The sequence below is a fragment of the Lewinellaceae bacterium genome, from assembly GCA_020636135.1.
Lineage (GTDB): Bacteria > Bacteroidota > Bacteroidia > Chitinophagales > Saprospiraceae > JAGQXC01.
In genome coordinates, this window is sequence record JACJYK010000001.1 from 2,937,385 (window position 1) to 2,956,697 (window position 19,313).

Here is a 19,313-nt window from a genome sequence, read left to right on the forward strand (position 1 = left end):
CAACCATCACCTGATGATCAACCTGATACGTGTACTGGCATTGACCGGTAGTATTTTGTGCCAGCTGGCTTTATGGAGCCAGCCTACGGTCGTCCAAGGCACTGTGTTTTCGGACGCCAATGGAAATGGCAGGCAGGATAACCAGGAAATTGGACTTGCCGGGGTTGTGGTGTCCGATCAGAACCAGGTGACCCGGACGGATGTAAACGGCCATTATACGCTGAGCAGCGACTTCCCCTATCATACCATCCAGATTACCCTGCCAAATGGTTATTTAGGCAAATTCTGGTATCCGGTAAGCGATCAGGTCAATTTTGCACTTACTCCAACCGGCCCTCAGGATCATTTCATATTTGTCCATGCCTCCGATTGTCATGTAGACTCACTCAATCTGCCGAGGATGGCACGGTTTCGCACCTTGCTGGATTCAATTCAGCCGGCTTTCGTGCTGATGAGTGGCGACCTGGTACGGGATGCGTTACGGGTAACGGAGCCCGTAGCCCGGGGCTATTACGAATTGTACATGGAACAGATCGGTCTGATTCCTTATCCGGTGTTCAGTGGAGTAGGAAATCACGAATTATTTGGCATTGAACGCGATAAATCACTGGTCAGTGCGTCCCATCCATTGTACGGAAAAAACATGTTCCGCCACTATCTCGGGCCTGATTATTATGCGTTCAATTACGGAGGTATCCATTTTATCAGCGTGGATGCCATGGAATACCAAAATCTGTTTTATTACGGGGGTATCGACACCTTGCAGCTGTCCTGGCTAAACAGGGAATTAGCTGCTACATCCGGAAACCCTTCCGTGATTACCTTCAACCACATCCCGCTCGTTTCTGGTGGATTCAGTTTTCAGGCTTTTGATGAAGACGATTATTATGGTCCCAACATCATGCGGGTTGACGGCAAGCTGAGACACCGGCATATTGTGGCTGACTACGATGCGCTGCGCAAGGTGATCGGGAATCATCCCTATCCGCTGGCTTTGTCCGGCCATTACCATGCGGCGCAATCTGCTTCGTTTGAATTGTCAGGCACTCAATTCCGGCAAACCTCTGCTCTCACGCGGCCCGACCGGTTTACTTTTCATGATTTCGAGATCCGTTCCGGATTTACCGTATACGAAGTTGACCATGGAGCGATCATCCGGAGCACCTTTGTTCCTTTAAATCTGCCGGATGTCCAAAAATGACAATGGATGCAGACCAGGTCGAATTAATGTACCAGCAGGTGCTGCCAGGAAATCGTCCTGAACCGGATTCTTTTCCTTACTTTCATTTTCTTTGAAACATTGCATGACCTGTCGGTTATCTTCTGGCTGATGCCGGCACAATTACCACATATGCCCTTGCGAAAATACCGATTACTTGCCCTCGTTGCAGCAGCTTGTTACCTGCTGGCTTGTCAGCAACATTCCGGCTCCGAAATTGCATCGGACCCCCATTCGATCCGGCGCGGACAATATTATTACGATCTGTACTGCTCATCGTGTCATAGCCTGAATAATCAGAGTATTGGCCCGGCACTGGCAGGGATCACGGGCAAGGAAGGTACGGAATGGTTAAAGTCCTTTATCCGGGATGCGCCCGCCCTGATCGACAGCGGCGATAAGCGGGCCAAGGCTCTATTCGCATCGTACCGCCAGTACATGCCTGCCTTCCCTATGCTGCAGGACTCCAACATCGATTGCATTTTGGCCTACCTCAATGCCCAACCGGCCCCAACGGTTGCTATTGCAGACACCCTCGGACTCACAGATCCCATTCCGGACAGCATTCCTCTTTCGGATCATGTGGTAGATTTACAGCTCGTTACGCAAATCCCGGCTTCGGGAGATGCTCCCCTCATGACAAGGATCACCAAAATGGATTGCGCCGCAAACACCGGACGCACATTCATGCTGGATCTGCGTGGCAAATTGTATGAGATGTCCTCCGGAAAAAACACCCTGTATCTGGATATCGCGACGTATTTCCCGAAATACATCGATGTCCCCGGCCTGGCAACCGGATTTGGCAGTTTTGCTTTTCATCCGGATTTTGAACACAATGGCTTATTGTACACCACCCATACGGAAGCAGCGGGATCAGCTCCGGCCGATTTTGCCCTTTGGGATTCCATCCCGGTAAAACTGCAATGGATCCTGGATGAATGGACAGTGAAAGACCCGGCTGCAAAGACCCTGAATGGTAGCCATCGGGAATTGATGCGCATCGAGATGGTAACCCAGATCCATGGTGTACAGGACCTGGAATTCAACCCGAATGCCCATCCTGGCGATCCGGATTACGGCTTATTGTATATCGGTATCGGCGACGGAGGCAGTGTGGAGTCCGGATTCCCTGAGGTCTCCCTCAACGGAGGAAATAAAATATGGAGCTCTATCCTACGTATAGATCCCACGGGTCGTGACAGCAAGAATGGACAGTATGGCATCCCGGAAGACAATCCCTGGGCTGCCGATAGAGATCCTCAGACGCTGGGAGAGATCTATGCACGCGGGTTTCGCAATCCCCACCGGCTCACCTGGTCTGCTGACGGAAAAATGGTAGCCTCCTGTATTGGCCATCACATGATCGAAGAGGTCAACCTGATTGAGCCGGGGCAGGATTATGGATGGCCCGAACGGGAAGGAACGTTCAAGATGCGCTACTCCGAAACGATGACCACCATATTCCCCCTGGATCCGGCGGACACCCTGGTCACCTATACCTATCCGGTTGCCCAGTTCGATCATGGCGAAGGATTTGCCATCAGTGGCGGATATTTCAGTCCATCCGACAGTAAGGTATTGCCAGGGACTTATTTCTTTGGCGACATCGTCAATGGCCGTTTATTTTACATCAATCAAAATGAAATCAAACAGGGATACCCAGCTACCGTGCATGAGTGGCGGATTGCTGTCAACGGCCAGCCGACCACCTTACTGAAACTGACGGGTGCCGATCGCGCAGACCTCCGGTTTGGCAAGGATTGTGATGGCACCTTCTACCTGTTCTCCAAAGCAGATGGAAAAGTCTACCGGATGACCGGAGAAATGCCGCTTTAATCCGGAATCTTATCCGGTTAGAAGAATAGAGCGTTCGCAAACAATTGATTGCCTTGTTCCCAGAAACCGCGGAAGAGCGGGTTGTCCACCAGGTATACAACCTTCCCTCGACCTACGGATTTCTCTCCGAACACCAGGCTGCCCTTCAACTGGGGCAAGAGACGGTGACCTACGAATCCCGTATAAAATACATCGTCGCCAAGTTTTCCGGGACTCCATCCACCCGCCACTGGCTCATACAGTGTGGTGCCCGTCTTGAGGCTGAAGTAGGGGTTCGTCAAACCGAAACTTAACGGGTGGGTGGCATCCAGGTCAACCCGGAATACTGCGCCGGGAAGGTCCTCACTGATGGCGTCGCGCATGCGTTCCCCGTAGGCAACATCGGAGTCCTTGTTATCCTCACCTGTTTTTGTTTTAAGGCCCAGGTCGTCATCTCCGTTCAACGCCCTTATACCGGACCCGATGGCGATGATGCGTCCACCGCCTCTTAGCCAGGCTTTGATCGATTCCTTGTTCTTGATGTCGTAAAACCCTTCCGGCAGAATCAATGTATTGTAGTTGCTCAAATCCGTCCGGCTCAAAGCATCCACCCGGATGACCGACAATGGATAATGCAATACTTGCTCAAAATAGTACCAAACCTGGCCAAAGGAATTCGAACTGGTCCCTTCGTCTCCAAGCAGGGCGACTTTAGGCAGATTGATCAGGTCCATCTTCCCGGAGCCAAAATCCGGTCCTTTGTCGGAATATCCGCCGTCAACACGCACAAATGCAACATGAGCAGCCTCCTGGGCATTTAAGACAAAGCCATGCAGGTCGGTGCCCAGCCTGCGGTTGTCACCGCGCAGGACCAGGACAGTGCCGGCCGGGTAGTCACGCCCTTCGATGCGGAAGCCTTCGCTGGCCACCCGGGTCTGTACACCATTTTGCTGTAAATGAGCCAGGGCGATGGCACTCGAAGTAGAATTCCAGGGCAACAAATAAGCATAGGCCAGGTCGCTTCCCAATGCCTTAGCAGACATCGGAGGCATCCAGCCGGTAGGATCGATATCGATTTTTTCGGTTAAGCCATAAGCATCTACCCCAAAAGCATAGGGTATGCACCAGGAGGTTATATCGTAGGTGACCGAATCCACCAGATGAGGGTTCGGTTCGAAGAGGATACTCAGAAAATTGGAGAATGGCTGGTAGGCAGAAATCAGCAGGTCGCCCGGATCGACGGATGCATTGGTCATCGTGGTATCCTGGAACCGGATGGCCTTAGCGCGCCGGCTATCCGTAGATTTACCATACTGGATATTGTTGCGGTCGAGCAGCTGGGTCAGGCGAGCAATTTTATCTGCATTTCCTTTGACCAGGTAACCCTTGTAACGCGAGACCGGTTGGTTGCGGCTTTGGTAGTAGTCAGCAAATGCCGCCGTAAGCTCTGCCGCATGGCCGGCCCCTACTTCCACGGTTGACAGGGCGGTGGTTGTATGGTGCGCGATCCGGTCGTATAAGGTCAGCGTGTCCCCGGTGGGCAATAACACACCCCGGCTTCCGGCGCCCCCTCCACCTTCTTCATAGGTCATCCCAATAGCGCCATGGTAAATCGGATAGGTATCCCCGTAACTGGGATAGAGCAGGTCAAATACTTCTTTGGTAAAGAACAACCAGCCATGTTCGGCAAAATGGCGGGCATGATTTCGTCCGATCACATCCTGAAACTGGCGCTGAAAGGGTGTGATCAGTTCGTGGTATGGCTGGGCGGCAGGAGCGAAATAATAGGGAGAGGTATAACCCATTTCATGAAAATCGGCATGAATATGAGGCAACCAGCGATTGTATTGCGCAATGCGTTGCCTCGACTCCACCTGGGTCTGCCAGGCCCAGTCGCGGTTCAGGTCAAAGAGGTAATGATTGGTACGCCCTCCGGGCCAGGGCTCACGGTGTTCCCAGGACTGGATATCGGTATTCATTTGGGTTGCTGCGGTCCGGCGGTTCCATTCGGTATACCGTGAATAGCCGTCCGGGTTGATGCTGGGGTCCAGGATGACCACGGTGTGCTTCAGCCATTCATCGGCTTTGCCCCCGGTATGCGCTAACGCATACAACACAGGCATGGAGGACTCCGAGCCCGACGCTTCATTGCCATGGACGCTAAAACTGAGCCAGACGATGGCGATACCGTCATCCACCGGTTTACCCGGTTCCAGACCGGCACGACGCAGGTTGTTCAACCGGATCTCCTCCAGGCGGGCCAGATTCTCCGGCGTGGATACAAATGCCAGCTCCAGGGGACGCTCTTCATTAGTCCGTCCGTATTCCATCAGCTGGACGCGGTTGGAGTTCGCTGCCACATATTGAAAATAATCGACGACCATATGATGCGGCGTAAATTTATCTCCCACGGCATGGGGCAAAAAAGCATCCGGCGTCATTAATTCCTGTGCTGAAGCAGGTCTCAGGAATCCGACGGTTAGCAATAGCAGTAACCAATTTTTCATTTCAATCATTTAATAGATGGATTCAACAATGCGTTTGGTCGTATCCGACTCACCCATGGTATAATAATGCAGGCACGGAGCTCCAGCGGCTTTGAGCTCTTTTGATTGCTGGATACACCACTCAATGCCTACTTCGCGAACAGCCTTGCTGGTAGTTGCCTTGTTCAATTCATTGATCAGCGTATCAGGAAGTTCGATATGGAAAATCCGGGGCAATGAACTGATCTGATTGGTCTTGGTGATGGGTTTTAATCCGGGTACGATCGGCACCTTAATATCCATTTGGCGGCATTTCTCGACGAAGTCGAAATACTTGCGGTTATCAAAAAACATCTGAGTGACAATGTAATCGGCGCCAGCATCCACTTTCATTTTCAGATAACGTAAGTCCTCTTTATTGTTGGGCGATTCAAAATGCTTTTCCGGATAGCCGGCGACCCCGACGCAGAAGTTGGTCTTTTCACCATCTTCGATGGAGGCATCCAGATAGGCTCCTTTGTTCATGTTCTTGATCTGCCGCACCAGGTCCAGCGCATAATGATGGCCTCCTTCCTCGGCAATGAATTGTCCGTCAAATTTGCGGGCATCGCCACGGATAGCCAGCACATTGTTGATATTGAGGAAATTGAGGTCGATCAGTGCATTCTCCGTGTCTTCGCGGGTGAAGCCACCGCAGATCAAGTGGGGCACGGCGTCCACGCCATAGCGATGCATGAGGGCGGCGCAAATGCCTACGGTGCCGGGTCGCTTGCGGATGGCTACCTTCTCGTAATAACCACTGTCTTTTTTCTGATAGATAAACTCTTCCCGGTGGTAGGTCACATCAATAAACGGAGGTTTGAACTCCATCAGGGGGTCCAGCACGTCAAAGATGGCCTGCATACTGCCTCCTTTTAGCGGTGGCAATATTTCAAATGAAACCAGCGTCTCTCCCTGTGCCTGCGTAAAATAATCCGTGACTTTCATGCCCAGTAACTAATCGGGTGATTAAGGAAGCGCAAGATAGAAAAAGTCTTAGAGTCTCCTGTCCACGAGTAATAGGTTTCAGGCACCTCACTCTAATCCTGGTTGGAAGTAGTTTAGATACTAATACCGATAGAAGCCGGGTCTATGCGAAGGAGTTGTCCTGGGCGTCTTATCATCCAACACTTGAATTTCCACTAATGGATCGAAACTACTGAAGTGTTATCAGTTATCGTCCTTCTTCTTCTTGAACTTGCCGTCCTTGATGTATTTGATGAAGCGCTGCCAGGCCAGCGGGTCGAAGATGGGTTGGGGGCGGTATTGGCCCGCCGAATAATTCTGGATAGCAATCTGGTTGAAATAAACTTTACTCACTTCACGCCCTGAATGCGGCAGGGTAGCCATCATCAGGTTCATGGTGTACGGTTTTAGATTCTCGATAGCCCGTTCCTGCAGGTCATCATTTACTTGCAATGCCAAAAACTCTACCTTGAAATTTTCCCGGCTGGGGATGGGTAACACCACAATTTCAGGAAGGTTGAGCGTGTCGTGCAACAGATTCAGGTAATAAAAGATGTAATCCTGCTGGATGGTATCCGGTATCGTGTAGCGCACCGATTTGTAACCCAGGAAGGAGAAGTCTACTGTCTCCCCCGGCTGCACCGGCAGGGAATAAAATCCGACCTCGTTGGTAAAGGTACCCCGGTTGGTTCCAACGATCGCCACATTGACCAGCTCCAGCGGTCTGATGTCTTCACCATCGTCGGTCACCACAAAGCCACTAAGCTGATGGACCTTGGGCAATAACTTCATCTGGGCTGAAGCCGTACCAGCTATCAACAGACCTACGATCAAAATATACCAGCGCAACAAGTGATGTATGTTCGATTTCATTCTGGCCGCTAAGTTAATGCCAAATCCGGGATTGTGGGAGCAGCTACAGCTATCTTTACGATCCACCCCGAATTATATCTATGCTAAGAACGGTTTAATCACCCATTCTATCGATGAACTACCGGCCTTTAACAAAATCTTAGAGATTTATAGATTTGAGATTTGAGATTTGAGATTTGAGATTTAAAGATTTAAAGATTTGAGATTTGAGATTTGAGAAGGGGCTCATACCTCATACCTCACACCCCATACCTCATACCTCGCACCCCCCACCTACTCCAGAACCTCATTCAGGACATCCAGCATCCGGTCAAAATATTTGAACTTCAACCCTTTGACGTATTCCGCTTCGATTTCAAGCACATGCCGTTCATTGTCCCGGCACATGATGATCTCTTTGAGCCCGGCGCGTTTAGCGGCCAGGACCTTCTCTTTAATTCCACCGACAGGCAATAATTTTCCCCGGAGGGTAATCTCACCGGTCATAGCAATGAAGGGCTTTATTTTACGTCCGGTCATCAGGGAAGCCAATGCGGAAAGCATGGTTATTCCGGCAGACGGGCCATCCTTCGGGATAGCGCCTTCCGGGATGTGGATATGAATATCACGATCATCAAAGCGCTGTGGATCTATGCCCAGGTCAGCACTGTGGGCTTTGAGATAACTCAGGGCTGTCGATGCAGACTCTTTCATTACATCACCGAGGTTACCCGTCAGGATCAACTTGCCCTTACCGGGAGCAGCACTGGTCTCGATGAAGAGGATATCGCCCCCCACCCTGGTCCAGGCCAGGCCGATGCAGACACCGGGAACCTGCACTTCCTGGTACTGGTCGTTCATAAATTTGACCGGTCCCAGGGCAGCATGGATCGCATCTGTCTGCAGTGATTTCTGATACATCTCCTCCATCGCCACTTTCTTGGCAACCCAGCGCATCACCGCCGCCAGGGTACGGTCCAGGCTACGCACTCCGCTCTCGCGTGTATAATCCTGGATCAGCTGGCCAATGATGCGGTCACTCAATTTAACATCGGACGCCTTCAGGCCGTGTTCCTTACGCTCTTTCGGTATCAGGTGCCGTTTAGCGATCTCTACTTTCTCTTCCGAGGAATAACCGGCAATCTCAATGATCTCCATCCGGTCCAGCAATGCTGGCTGAACGGAAGACAGACTATTGGCGGTAGCGATAAACAATACTTTTGACAGATCGTATTCCAGCTCCAGATAATTGTCGTGGAATGTGGCGTTCTGCTCAGGATCCAGGACTTCCAACAGTGCAGAAGAAGGATCTCCTTTGTAGTCGCTGCCCAGTTTGTCGATCTCGTCCAGGATAAAGACGGGATTTGAGGTCTTGGCCTTCTTGATGGACTGAATGATCCGTCCGGGCATGGCTCCGATGTAGGTCCTGCGGTGGCCACGGATTTCCGCTTCATCGTGCAAGCCACCAAGCGACATCCGGACAAACTCCCGGTTAAGGGCACGGGCTATGGACTTACCCAGCGACGTCTTACCGACACCGGGAGGGCCTACGAGACAAAGGATCGGAGCTTTCATGTCTCCTTTCAGCTTCAGTACTGCCAGGTGCTCAAGGATCCGCTCTTTCACTTTATCCAGTCCGAAATGATCCTGATCCAGGACCTTGCGCACTTTATGCAGATCAAACTGATCCTTGGAATAGGTATTCCAGGGCAGATCTATCAATGTCTCCACATAGTTCAGCAACACACTGTATTCCGCCACCTGGGGATTGGTCCGGCGCAGACGGAGTAACTCCTTGGTGAATGCATCGTTGACTTCTTTGGACCATTTTTTCTTTTTTGCCCGGGCCTCCAGTTGGGAAAGTTCCTGTTCCTGGGGATTCTGGCCCAACTCTTCCTGGATGGTCTTCAGTTGCTGATTGAGGAAATAATCCCGCTGCTGTTTTTCCAGGTCGTGTCTTACCTTGGACTCGATCTGATCGCGTAACTCGAGCAATTGCAACTCGCTGTTCATGTATTGCAGCACCTGCCGCGCGAGCTCACCCAGGTCGTTGATTTCCAGCATGGATTGTTTCTGCTCCATCTTCAGGCCCAGGTTAGAGGCGATGAAGTTGATCAGGAACGTGTTGTTGGACATGTTCTTGAGCATGATGATCGCTTCGGACGGAATCTGTGGTGACAGCTCAATGATGCGCTTGGCCTGCTCCTGGATGGATTGCACCAGCGCCTTGTATTCCATCTCATCACCGGGCTCGACATAACTCAGCCGGTCAACCGTACCGGACAGATACGGGTTTTCGCGAACGATTTCACGCAACTGGAAGCGTTGTCTGCCCTGGAGGATGGCAGTACTGCTGCCATCGGGCATTTTCAGGATCTTGATGATCCTGGCAATCGTTCCGATCTGGTAAAGATCCTTAGGCGCCGGGTCTTCCATCTGCGCTTCGTGCTGCGTCAGCACGGCAATCCATTTGTGGGTCTGGTGTGCCTGCTTGATGGCACGAACCGATTTTTTACGGCCTATATTGATCGGGATGACAACCCCGGGAAACAGTACAGTATTTTTTAAGGCCAGAATAGGCAATTCTTCCGGTAAATCGACGATGGGCGAGTCCTGATCCTCCTCGATGGAGAAAATGGGCATCATATCACCATCCTCCTGCATCACCGTATCACTAAATCCTTCGAATAATTTCGACATGTATATTGGTAATTACTTGGATTAACCTACGCAAAGATCAATAACCATACCACGCACTGATTCCTGTCAATCCGGCAAGATCGATGGCAAACCACCCTTATTCACCTGACACTTCGTCAGGATGCAGGCCATATTGCGCAATAGCCATGTCATTTAAATGCAATACATCCCGGCGCATCACATCCATGCGGGTCCACAGGATGAAATGATCCGCACCACTTAGTGTATCAATGGCCAATGTGGTGGAGGGAGGCAACTCCTTCTGGACAAAGTACAGGTTATCAATGTTGACCAGGAAGTCGGCAGTGCCGTGGACAAATTCCACGGGACACCGGATGGTTTTCCACCCAGGCACCTGGCGAACCAACTCTTCATACAGAGGCATGATCTCCTGATTGGACACCCGGAAAGCCGGCGGCAATAAGCTGCGCACGATCGGCCAGTTCAGTGGACCGTGCCACCATTCCCGTGGCTCCTGTGCCGGATCCACGGATCCTCCCACCAACATCAATCCCTGGACCAGATCCGGCTGTATCATCGCTGCTTCAGCTATGATTGGTCCTCCGAGTGAGTGGCCTACCCAGAGCCGGTAAGGTGCCGGCAGGACTTTAACCGTATTCAGGATGGCTTCAGCCTGTTTTTGCATGGATGCTTCGGCGGTGCCAAAGTCCGAATATCCAAAACCCAGGCGGTCAACGGCTACCATCTGGAAGTGTCTTAGCAATGCCGTATCCTGCATGAAGGACATAAATGCGGTCAGCGACCCCGGTGATCCATGAACCAACACCAGCAATGGCAATGTAGTGTCGCCCACCTGAACATAAGCCAGCTTGCCGGGCTCCATGGCATGAAAATGAGCCTTTTTACGGGTACTTTCGAAGATGCGGTGCTCCATCCGGCCTGGCTCGTCTCTGAATTTGAGAAACTCCATCTTGCCAATGCCAACACATGCCGCAAAACAAAACAGTAAAATGCCTACCAGTACGTGTCGTTTCTTTACAGCCATATAGAATTCAATCTATCCTGCTAACTTACTGTAATTGCTTCGACTTACAGTAACAATTCCTCAGGACGATTTTGTGAACGAATGGCATCGTTGTGATATCAATGACAAATTCATCCGGATCCCCGCATGAACTGCAATTTCTTTTGCCCTTTCATGACCCGCTTCCTTTACATCACTTTTGAATAATTCGTAAATTTGCCGCTTCATGGCGGAACGCAATAAATTGGTCCTTCGCATCATCCAGTTGATGCAAAAATTACCATCCAGACAGCTGATGATCGCGCTAAGCATCATCATCGGATTTCTGGTCGGATTGATTGCGGTATTTATGAAAAATGCCGTGCGGATACTGGAACACCTGCTGACCAGCGGATTTGTCGTAAACTACCACAACTACCTGTACTTCATTTACCCGGGCATCGGGATCCTGGCCGCCATCCTGTTCATCCGGTATATCCTGCGCAGGCCTGTCCGTGATGGTATACCAAATGTATTGTACGCGTTGTCCAGGCAGAACGGGATCATCCACGGCCATAACATGTATTCTTCGGTCGTTACCAGCGTCCTCACAGTAGGTTTTGGAGGCTCAGTCGGACTGGAAGGCCCGACTGTGGTCACCGGCGCGGCATGGGGTTCCAATTTGGGTAAGGTCCTCGGGCTGAATTACAAGCAAATCGTGGCTCTGGTCGGAATCAGCGCCTCGGCATCCTTATCAGCGATATTTAAAGCGCCCATTGCTGCTATTGTCTTTGCCCTGGAGATCATCCTTTTTGATATGACCATGACGGCATTGGTGCCCCTGCTGGTCTCGTCCATCGTGGCCACACTGACCTCTTATTTCTTTTTAGGTCAGAATGTGCTGTATCCGTTTAAGGTCGTCCAATCCTTTCAACTCAATGAGACGCCTTATTACCTGTTGCTGGGTATTTTTTCGGCATTGATCTCGGTCTATTTTATCCGCACCTATGTTTTTACAGGAAAAGTTTTCGAGAAGCTTCCCGGATGGATAACCAAATTGGTCGTGGGCGCCACCCTCCTGGGTGTATTCATTTTCTTTCTTCCCTCACTGTACGGCGAGGGTTACGAGTCTGTCAATGAAGGCTTAAAAGGGAACATGGAATTCGTCTTTGACAACAGCATATTTTATGCCTTCAAAGACAACATGCATATTACGCTGTTACTACTGCTCAGCGTGGTTTTATTTAAGGTGCTGGCCACCTCCCTCACCTTCCGCAGCGGAGGCATCGGAGGGGTGTTTGCCCCTACCCTGTTTATCGGCACCATGACGGGTCTCCTGTTTGTCAAGTTTCTAAATTTCTATGGACTGGCCCATTTGCCGGAAAGCAACTTTGCCCTGGTGGGTATGGCGGGCCTTCTGGCCGGGGTGGTGCATGCGCCGCTCACCGCCATATTCCTGAGTGTGGAGATTACCGGCGGCTATGAGCTTATCGTGCCCATCATGCTCGTTGCGACCACTTCCTACGCCCTGTCAAAACTGCTTTCTCCCCGCTCCATATATACCATCCAACTGGCCAGTCGCGGTGATGTACTGACGCATCATAAGGACCGGTCACTGCTGGCCATGATGTCCGTCAGCGATTACATCGAAAAGGATTTTCTGCCGGTAGACATCAATGCCAATTTGGGTGAACTGGTCAAGATCATCGCTCAATCCAACCGCAACATCTACCCAGTCGTGGATCAGGACAACACCTTTTACGGCATCATCTCCCTGGACCAGATACGCCACAATATGTTCAAACCCGAGCTTTACGAAACCACCAGGGTGCGCAATCTGATGCTCATGCCAACCAAGGTCGTCCAGATGAGTGACGACATGGAAACGGTAGCGACAAAGTTCCAGCATTCCGGAAAATACAATCTGGTGGTTCTGGATGGCGATAAATACGTCGGTTTTGTCTCCCGTTCCAATGTGTTCTCGAGTTACCGGGAATTATTGCAGCATATCTCGGATGAGTGAAATGCGGTGATTGCCATTACTTCAATCCTGGGAATACAGCTTAATTCTGAAGTGACTTTAGGAGGATCTGACTACAGCGATTGAACGCTTTGGAGGAAGGGATTAAGAAACCTCCTCTTCTTCCGGCATCTCCATCACCTCCGCTTCTTTTACCGCACCGTTGACCTCATCAATCTCCACCTTGAGGTTGTCGATGATAAACTGCTGTCGCTCCATGGAGTTCTTACCCATGTAGTAATCCAGGAGCTGATCCATATGGGTATTCTCATTGAGGACTACCGGCTGGAGGTGGATGTTCTCTCCGATAAAATCTCCGAATTCATCCGGTGATATCTCCCCAAGACCTTTGAACCGGGTAATCTCCGCTTTGCCGCGCAGCTTCTTGATGGCAGCCTGCTTTTCTGCTTCGGAGTAACAATAGTAGGTTGACTTTTTATCGCGGACGCGGAACAGAGGCGTATCCAGGATATACAGGTGACCAGCACGAACGAGGTCCGGGAAAAACTGCAGAAAGAAGGTCAGGAGCAGCAGCCGGATGTGCATGCCATCCACATCGGCATCGGTGGCAATGACTACGCGGTTGTAACGCAGGTATTCGATGCCGTCCTCGATGTTCAGTGCATGCTGAAGGAGGTTGAATTCCTCGTTCTCATACACGACTTTCTTGGTTAATCCGTAGCAGTTCAATGGTTTACCCCGCAAGCTGAATACTGCCTGGGTGCCTACATCACGGGCCTTGGTGATCGATCCACTGGCGGAATCTCCTTCGGTGATGAATACGGTAGTGCGGGCCAAGGTCTCTTCATCCACCCTTTTTTCATCGAAATGGTAGCGGCAGTCGCGCAATTTCTTATTGTGGAGATTGGCCTTTTTGGCACGCTGATTAGCCAGCTTTTTGATACCGGCAATTTCCTTGCGTTCACGCTCAGACTGAAGTATCCTCTTTAATAAAGCATCAGCAACCTGGGCATGCTTGTGCAGGTAATTATCCAGCTCCTTGCTGATAAAATCATTAACAAACGTCCGCAGCGTGGGACCATCAGGAGCGATGGTCTGCGATCCCAATTTGGTTTTTGTCTGAGACTCAAACACCGGCTCTTCTATGCGAACGGAAATAGCTCCAATCACCGAAGACCGCACGTCCTTGGGATCAAAATCCTTTTTGTAAAATCCGCGGATGGTATTTACTATCGCCTCGCGGAAGGCAGTCAGGTGTGTACCGCCCTGCGTGGTGTACTGGCCATTGACATAAGAATAATATTGTTCACCGTAGTGCTGGCCGTGGGTAAGGGCAATTTCGATATCTTCTCCTACCAGGTGAATGATGGGATACCGCAACTCCTCATCCGCCGTCTTGCGCTCCAGCAGATCCAGTAGGCCGTTCTTGGAAACCAGGGTCTGCCCATTGAAGCGAATTTTCATGCCCGCATTCAAATACGCATAATTCCAGAGCTGGTTCTCTACCAGTTCCAGGTTGTATTTATACTTTTTGAAAATGGAATGATCTGCTGTAAAAACGACCTTCGTACCGTCCGGTTCGGTGGTCTTAATCAATTTAGACTCCTGCCGCAAATCACCTTGTTCAAATACAGCCTGTTTCATTTTGCCCTCGCGGTAAGCTTCGACCGTAAAGTGGTCCGACAATGCATTGACGGCTTTGGTACCCACCCCATTCAGACCGACCGATTTCTTGAAGGCCTTCGAATCGTACTTGGCTCCGGTGTTGATGCGGGACACGCATTCGACCACCTTTCCCAGGGGAATGCCGCGCCCGTAATCACGAATCGTCACTTCCCGGTCATTGATGATCACGTCAATTACTTTCCCGAAACCCATGACATACTCGTCGACTGCATTGTCAAACACCTCCTTTAACAGGATGTAGATGCCATCATCGGGTGCACTTCCATCACCCAGTTTACCGATGTACATACCGGGACGCAACCGGATGTGCTCTTTCCAATCCAGGGATTTGATGTTATCTTCTGTATACTGAACCGGGTTACTCATACTAGTAGTTTTCTTAATTTATCTGGGCGTCAAAGGTAATAAGTTCCATATGCAGAATGTGTCTCACCTTCAGCCTGAACAAATTTAACAATCATATTATTAAAAACAATAACATAAACCAGGGCAGGGTCTGGGAATAAGTACCAGGCAAATGGATTGGGTCAGTGTTTCTTCAGGGAGGACAACCGTTTGGCGACGGTCGGGAATGCCGCGTGGGTAAACAGATAGGTGGGTTTTTCCAGGGTAACCGGCAGACGATAGGTCTTCATGAACCCTTGAAAGAAGCCATTAAGTGTTACCTCGTCGATGTACTTGGAATTGGGCTTTAAAAAATAGGCCAGGTGTTCCAGTTGACCATTAGGAGCCCAAAATGCATAAAGCAGTAGCTGCAGGCCATCGAGGTCAACACCTACTTCTTCGGAATACATATCCATTTTTTGGAGCATATCGGTCCAGTAGGCATAGGCCCGTTCATGGTCCTGGTCCAGCTGGCTGGCCAGGTGGTTGTATTTCAGGAATAGTTGTTCAAATGCTTCCGTATGGTCTCCGATATGGAATACCGCAGCAAGGGTATCTTTGGGTACCTGCGCTCCCGCAACCACCACACCAAAAATGCCCCAGATCAGTAAAATAATATGCCGACGGATGCTATTCATCGGAGATTTTATCCCTTAAATATAACAATTTCAATGCATATATTGCACCGGCCTTCATCTGACCGCGCTCAGCGTATGTCTAATATAAACAGCCGGCGCTCTAATTCAGTGCAAGATTAGGCATATTTACTTTAATATTAACGCAAATATCTTACCAAATACCTTTAACATGATCCTAGATCTCTTTCTGGTTCTCATTGCTGCTTTCGGATTTTACATGGGATACTCCCGCGGGGTCATCAAAACGGTTTTCACGGTTGTCGGCGTTTTGCTTGGCATCCTGATCACCCTTAAGCTCTCGCCCATCGTCATCGGATTTTTGGAAGGTCTCTTTGACCGGCAAAATCCCTGGATCTTCATCCTGGGTTTTGTGGGCACTTTTATACTGATTCTGGCCCTGGTACGGTTTACCGGAAAAAACCTGGAGAATTTATTCAAAGCCGTCAAACTCAATTTTGTCAATAAGATCGCAGGCGGAGCCTTGCTCAGTTTGCTGTTTATCATCTGTTTCTCCTACGTGGTCTGGTTTCTGGACCGCACACACCTGGTTAGTGATTCGACTAAAAACCGGTCGGTGACTTACCCTGTCCTGGCAGTAATGCCGGAGCAGACAAAATTGGTCGCTGAAAAATTGAAACCGGTCTTTCGCGAATTCTGGGACAAGACCGTGCAGATCATCGATGGCATCAAAGAATCTTCCGAGCAAAACAAGATAACCAACTGAAATCATTTTGAACACTGACCCAGATCCAGGTAATCCTTACTCTGCTATGCTACCTTGAGGAAGATGGAGCGCGTCTTCCGTTAGAATATCAGGAAAGAGGTAATCGTAAACGCGTTAATCGCAACAACTATTCCTTGCGAGACGCTTTAGATACGATTCCGGACTTCTGACTATTTCCAGTACGCCTGGAGTAAGCAGTGTTTGAGAATTGATTAATGAGAGATGGGGCATTCCTGCGGGGATGCCCATTTTTTTCGGAAGGACATTATTCCAGCTGAGGCCTTCATCCATCGCTGATTGGGTGCTAAGGTAACAGCGATGTAGGGGATTATTATCCGCGCTTCAGATTACCTTCATCGTCCCATTCTGCCTGCAACTCTCTTTCATCCGGGGTGACGCACACGTCCAGCGTGCGCTGGTCGTAGGACAGGCCGTGCTTATCAAGAACTTCCTGGGGAACACCGTCCCACACATTGGGTGTATTTCCGACATAACCCAGATCCTTGATTCCCAGCTTGGAGGTGAAAAACCCGGTAGCCGTGAGATTACGTACGGTATTGAAAAACCGGACGCCGGACTGATAGGCAGGTTCCACCTCGGCAGGATAAGCCAGTTTATCCAGAAAAGCTTTTTGATCTTCCGGTGAGCAATCCATGAAAGCTTTTTCGTGCAATGCCAGAGTCTGGTGATCCAGCCACATCAGGCCTCCCCGCATGGTATTCTGATAGCCGGGTTGGTCTTTCATAATGAAATCGATGAATGCCGGCACTTCCGCTTCGGTGGCGCTGCCGGATACATCATCCGCTGGTATGATCAAATCACAGAGCACCGCCAGCGTCGCCATTTCATGGGCATTGAAGAAAGGTTCTTTCATCAGGGACTGATCCCTCTTTTGTTCCTCCGGTGTACGGCCATAGGCTTCCGTAGAACCGGTCTCCGCCGGCATGGACGAGGTCTCCTCCTTCGTGGCCGGATTGCAACCATGGATCAACAATCCACCGGCAATACCTCCGGCTACTAACGTCTTAAGGCTGTTTCTTCTATCCATGATCAAAGATTTTGCTTTTTCATTTCGGACATTAAATATTCGGAGGCACGGATTGCCAGTGCCATGATGGTCCACGTCGGGTTTTTATCCGCCTGCGAAACAAATGGTCCTCCGTCCATGACAAAAAGGTTGGCAACATCGTGCGCCTGATTGTAAGCATTGACGGCCGAGGTCCTTGGGTCATTACCCATCCTTACCGTTCCAACTTCATGAATGATACGCCCCGGTGCGGCAAGTCCATAGTCGGATTCCGGCCCCGGCTTATTGCCCAGCAGGATACCACCTGCCTGGGTGATGATCTCTTCAAAGGTATCCTGCATGTGCTTGGCCTGGTTGCGTTCGTGATCACTCCAGGTGTAGTGAAAGCGCAATACTGGGATGCCATATTTATCGACGGTGTCCGGATCTATTTCGCAATAGTTGTCTTCCCGGGCTATGCATTCGCCACGACCTGACATACCGAAAGTAGCACCATAAAAGCGACGCAGATCTGCTTTAAAGCCGGCACCATATCCACCAGCGCGATGGTTCTCGCCATTAGCCCCGGCGACCTGGCCGTTCAGGCTTTCCAGTCCGAACCCAAATCCGTAACCCGGCATACCCATGCCACCCCAGTATTCGATATGATATCCACGCGGGAAATTCAATTTCTTATTGTCGAGCCACCAGGGTGTATACACATGCATACCGCCTACCCCGTCTTCGTTATACCGCTCTCTGTCCAGCAAATCTGGCAATAAGCCCATGCGCGATGCCCCGGTTGAATCATGGAGGTATTTCCCGACCACATTGCTGCTGTTGGCCAGGCCATTCGGATGCCGGCTGGATTTACTGTTCAGCAACAGCCGGGCTGATTCACATGCGCTGGCCGCCAGGATAATGGTTTTACCGCGTACCTGGTATTCGCGTAAGTCTTCTTTGTTGATGTAGGAGATCGCTTTGGCTTTTCCTTCCGTATCGGTGATTACCTCACGTGCCATTGCATTTACGTACAGGTCCACATTTCCAGTGTCCAATGCCGGCTTAACCAATACCGAACTGGACGAAAAGTCGCCGTAAACCATACAGGAACGGGAACATTGCTGGCAGTAAAAACAAACACCCCGGTCTTTATTGATCCGTCGCGTCAGGATAGAAAGTCTGGCCGGTATGACCGGAATATTGACCTTACCTGCACCTTTTTTGATGAACATCTCATGCAACCGTGGCTTGGGAGGTGGCAGGAAGAAGCCATCAGGTTCGTTGTACATGCCTTCTTTAGAGCCAAAAACTCCGACCATTTTATCCAGCCGGTCGTAGTACGGCTTTACATCATCGTATCCGATGGGCCAGTCATCTCCCAGGCCATCCATACTACGACGCTTGAAGTCATACGGGCCAAAACGCAGGGAGATGCGCCCCCAATGGTTGGTACGTCCACCCAGCATGCGCGACCGGAACCAGTCAAATTCGGTCCCGTTTTTACGCGTGTAGGGCTCACCATCGATTTCCCAGCCACCATACGCCATATCAAAATCGCCGAATGCACGTGTAGTGCCTGCTCCCCGCCGGGGTGACATCCACGGCCACTTCAACTGTGTTTGTTGCTCCGGATTTTTTGGATCGAAGTTCGGACCTGCTTCCAGCAACGCCACCTTTAATCCTCCTTCAGCTAACATTTTGGCGGCCATACCACCTCCTGCTCCCGATCCCACAATGACAACGTCGTAGACGGTCGGTTGCTCGATAATCTGAAAAGACATAAGCCAACAATTCTATTCTTGCATTGAAGATGGTAAAAAAGATTGAAACTCGGCAAATACCCACGC

At 50.4% G+C, this 19,313-nt stretch carries 13 protein-coding genes; 4 read left to right on the forward strand and 9 right to left on the reverse strand.

The window, feature by feature from the left end:
- Positions 1-13 precede the first annotated feature (13 nt).
- A complete protein-coding gene (locus tag H6570_11225) occupies positions 14-1,201 on the forward strand; it encodes a metallophosphoesterase (protein ID MCB9319847.1) in 1,188 nt (395 codons plus the stop codon).
- Between the two features lie 150 nt (positions 1,202-1,351).
- Complete coding sequence (locus H6570_11230; protein MCB9319848.1) at positions 1,352-3,058, forward strand: PQQ-dependent sugar dehydrogenase; 1,707 nt, start codon at positions 1,352-1,354, stop codon at positions 3,056-3,058.
- A gap of 17 nt (positions 3,059-3,075) precedes the next feature.
- On the opposite strand, the gene H6570_11235 is transcribed toward H6570_11230, so the two are convergent.
- The 5 genes from H6570_11235 to H6570_11255 all read right to left on the reverse strand — a co-directional run bounded on the left by H6570_11235 (position 3,076) and on the right by H6570_11255 (position 11,086).
- Positions 3,076-5,553 (reverse strand): zinc carboxypeptidase, encoded by a 2,478-nt coding sequence (locus tag H6570_11235; GenBank protein MCB9319849.1) that lies wholly within the window; start codon positions 5,551-5,553, stop codon positions 3,076-3,078.
- Positions 5,554-6,510 (reverse strand): methylenetetrahydrofolate reductase [NAD(P)H], encoded by a 957-nt coding sequence (metF, locus tag H6570_11240; protein ID MCB9319850.1) that lies wholly within the window; start codon positions 6,508-6,510, stop codon positions 5,554-5,556.
- A 222-nt stretch (positions 6,511-6,732) separates the two neighbouring features.
- Positions 6,733-7,401 (reverse strand): carboxypeptidase-like regulatory domain-containing protein, encoded by a 669-nt coding sequence (locus H6570_11245; GenBank protein ID MCB9319851.1) that lies wholly within the window; start codon positions 7,399-7,401, stop codon positions 6,733-6,735.
- A 273-nt stretch (positions 7,402-7,674) separates the two neighbouring features.
- The gene (lon, locus tag H6570_11250) at positions 7,675-10,080 is read right to left on the reverse strand and encodes an endopeptidase La (GenBank protein ID MCB9319852.1); all 2,406 of its coding nucleotides are present in this window, start codon (positions 10,078-10,080) and stop codon (positions 7,675-7,677) included.
- 97 nt (positions 10,081-10,177) lie between these two features.
- Positions 10,178-11,086, reverse strand: a complete 909-nt coding sequence (locus H6570_11255; protein MCB9319853.1) for an alpha/beta hydrolase — start codon at positions 11,084-11,086, stop codon at positions 10,178-10,180.
- Between the two features lie 205 nt (positions 11,087-11,291).
- Between H6570_11255 and H6570_11260 the strand changes: the two genes are divergently transcribed.
- Positions 11,292-13,067 carry a chloride channel protein gene (locus H6570_11260; GenBank protein ID MCB9319854.1) on the forward strand — a complete coding sequence of 592 codons (1,776 nt, stop codon included), beginning with the start codon at positions 11,292-11,294 and terminating at the stop codon, positions 13,065-13,067.
- A gap of 102 nt (positions 13,068-13,169) precedes the next feature.
- On the opposite strand, the gene H6570_11265 is transcribed toward H6570_11260, so the two are convergent.
- On the reverse strand, positions 13,170-15,077 hold the full coding sequence (locus tag H6570_11265; GenBank protein ID MCB9319855.1) for a type IIA DNA topoisomerase subunit B: 1,908 nt from the start codon (positions 15,075-15,077) through the stop codon (positions 13,170-13,172).
- 161 nt (positions 15,078-15,238) lie between these two features.
- The gene (locus tag H6570_11270) at positions 15,239-15,733 is read right to left on the reverse strand and encodes a hypothetical protein (GenBank protein MCB9319856.1); all 495 of its coding nucleotides are present in this window, start codon (positions 15,731-15,733) and stop codon (positions 15,239-15,241) included.
- Between the two features lie 169 nt (positions 15,734-15,902).
- On the opposite strand from H6570_11270, the gene H6570_11275 reads away from it, so the two are divergent.
- The gene (locus H6570_11275) at positions 15,903-16,457 is read left to right on the forward strand and encodes a CvpA family protein (protein ID MCB9319857.1); all 555 of its coding nucleotides are present in this window, start codon (positions 15,903-15,905) and stop codon (positions 16,455-16,457) included.
- A 331-nt stretch (positions 16,458-16,788) separates the two neighbouring features.
- Here the strand turns inward: H6570_11275 and H6570_11280 are convergent, their stop codons facing one another.
- The gene (locus tag H6570_11280) at positions 16,789-17,505 is read right to left on the reverse strand and encodes a gluconate 2-dehydrogenase subunit 3 family protein (GenBank protein MCB9319858.1); all 717 of its coding nucleotides are present in this window, start codon (positions 17,503-17,505) and stop codon (positions 16,789-16,791) included.
- A 2-nt stretch (positions 17,506-17,507) separates the two neighbouring features.
- The gene (locus tag H6570_11285; protein MCB9319859.1) at positions 17,508-19,247 is read right to left on the reverse strand and encodes a GMC family oxidoreductase; all 1,740 of its coding nucleotides are present in this window, start codon (positions 19,245-19,247) and stop codon (positions 17,508-17,510) included.
- Positions 19,248-19,313: the final 66 nt, after the last annotated feature.

Excerpts from the sequence above, each read along its gene's own strand:
- H6570_11260 (MCB9319854.1), top strand. The coding sequence starts at position 11,292 with ATGGCGGAACGCAATAAATTGGTCCTTCGCATCATCCAGTTGATGCAA.
- H6570_11265 (MCB9319855.1), bottom strand. The coding sequence starts at position 15,077 with ATGAGTAACCCGGTTCAGTATACAGAAGATAACATCAAATCCCTGGAT.
- H6570_11275 (MCB9319857.1), top strand. The coding sequence starts at position 15,903 with ATGATCCTAGATCTCTTTCTGGTTCTCATTGCTGCTTTCGGATTTTAC.
- H6570_11280 (MCB9319858.1), bottom strand. The coding sequence starts at position 17,505 with ATGGATAGAAGAAACAGCCTTAAGACGTTAGTAGCCGGAGGTATTGCC.
- H6570_11285 (MCB9319859.1), bottom strand. The coding sequence starts at position 19,247 with ATGTCTTTTCAGATTATCGAGCAACCGACCGTCTACGACGTTGTCATT.
- H6570_11235 (MCB9319849.1), bottom strand. The coding sequence starts at position 5,553 with ATGATTGAAATGAAAAATTGGTTACTGCTATTGCTAACCGTCGGATTC.
- H6570_11245 (MCB9319851.1), bottom strand. The coding sequence starts at position 7,401 with ATGAAATCGAACATACATCACTTGTTGCGCTGGTATATTTTGATCGTA.
- H6570_11225 (MCB9319847.1), top strand. The coding sequence starts at position 14 with ATGATCAACCTGATACGTGTACTGGCATTGACCGGTAGTATTTTGTGC.
- metF (MCB9319850.1), bottom strand. The coding sequence starts at position 6,510 with ATGAAAGTCACGGATTATTTTACGCAGGCACAGGGAGAGACGCTGGTT.
- H6570_11270 (MCB9319856.1), bottom strand. The coding sequence starts at position 15,733 with ATGAATAGCATCCGTCGGCATATTATTTTACTGATCTGGGGCATTTTT.
- lon (MCB9319852.1), bottom strand. The coding sequence starts at position 10,080 with ATGTCGAAATTATTCGAAGGATTTAGTGATACGGTGATGCAGGAGGAT.
- H6570_11255 (MCB9319853.1), bottom strand. The coding sequence starts at position 11,086 with ATGGCTGTAAAGAAACGACACGTACTGGTAGGCATTTTACTGTTTTGT.
- H6570_11230 (MCB9319848.1), top strand. The coding sequence starts at position 1,352 with ATGCCCTTGCGAAAATACCGATTACTTGCCCTCGTTGCAGCAGCTTGT.